Genomic DNA, 729 nt, shown 5'->3' with positions numbered 1-729 from the left:
GCTGACGCGCTTGGGGTGACACGGCAGGCCGCTCACAAGAAGCACTCCAAACGAATTGACCCCACGATCCCGATTCTCAGGAGGAACGCATGAACAAGCTCGTTCGCGCTGCTCAGACAAGTCAATCTCTCTCGCTTGCCGCCATGGAGGAAGCCTCTCGGCTAGGCCTTCGGGAAGCAGACATCGAGCACCTGTTCCTGGCCCTCGTTATTAATGACCAATCCGCCGGACGCGCGCTTCGCAGTATGGGTATTGGCCTTGACGCCGCCCGCCAAGCGGTTGAAGAACAGCGCGAAGCGCAACTTGCTTCGCTCGGCATCGAGGCCTCATTCCCCGAGGCCGGACGGATCGTGTTTCACGAAACGGACGGGTACGAGTGGAGTCCTCGCGCTCTTGACCTCATCACCAAATCCAGTGGCAAAAACAAGACGGGCGACGCCGCCGCAGTACTCCGAGAATTGGTCACAGAGCCCAGTGGTTTGATTGCAGAAATCCTGATCCGTCTAGGTACGACATCCGATGCTCTGCTCAAGCAGCTCGACCAGTTCGACTCACCTGCTGAGAAGACTAGGCCTGCCGCAGAAAAGGTGAAGAGGCAGATCTCGGGTTCGTCGGAGACGTTCGTTTCCGCACCGATAGAAAAGGTGTGGGAGTTCCTCGCAGACCCGACACGCGTCCCCGAGTGGGAACCTAGCATCGGTTCCGTCGAACACAGCGGACAGGAAACGA

Annotated in this window: 1 protein-coding gene; it reads left to right on the top strand. The window is 58.6% G+C overall.

Features of this window, described 5'->3' with window-relative positions; all coding sequences use genetic code 11:
- Positions 1–89: 89 nt before the first annotated feature.
- Positions 90–729 (top strand): Clp protease N-terminal domain-containing protein (locus tag CXQ93_RS20170; protein ID WP_308470647.1); only part of this gene is annotated, 640 nt, incomplete at its 3' end.

Source organism: Arthrobacter sp. N199823, from assembly GCF_002929705.1.
Classification (GTDB): Bacteria; Actinomycetota; Actinomycetes; order Actinomycetales; family Micrococcaceae; genus Specibacter.
The sequence above is the reverse complement of the archived record's forward strand: the minus strand, read 5'-3'. Positions and strand labels throughout refer to the sequence as shown.